Source organism: Pseudomonas sp. HY13-MNA-CIBAN-0226 (genome assembly GCF_040310305.1).
GTDB classification, from domain to species: Bacteria; Pseudomonadota; Gammaproteobacteria; order Pseudomonadales; family Pseudomonadaceae; genus Aquipseudomonas; species Aquipseudomonas gregormendelii.
In genome coordinates this window covers 1-242 of the sequence record NZ_JBEOPS010000557.1, presented here as the reverse complement: position 1 = coordinate 242, position 242 = coordinate 1, and the positions used below count along the sequence as shown (strand labels likewise).

Here is a 242-nt window from a genome sequence, read left to right as displayed (position 1 = left end):
CATCCCGCTAGCCGTTGACCATTTCCGTTATTTCGCCAGTGCCATTCGCGCTCAAGAAGGCGGCATCAGCCAAATCGATGACGATACCGTTGCCTATCATTTCCATGAGCCACTAGGCGTTGTTGGTCAGATTATCCCTTGGAACTTCCCTATCCTAATGGCCGTGTGGAAACTGGCTCCTGCGCTTGCTGCGGGTAACTGTGTGGTTCTCAAACCTGCTGAGCAAACCCCTGCCTCTATTC

The 242-nt window shown here is 52.9% G+C and carries 1 protein-coding gene; it reads left to right on the top strand.

All coding sequences use genetic code 11. The annotated features are described in order from the left end of the window. On the top strand, positions 1-242 hold a 242-nt coding region (locus AAEZ05_RS29895), incomplete at both ends, for an aldehyde dehydrogenase family protein (protein WP_350650270.1).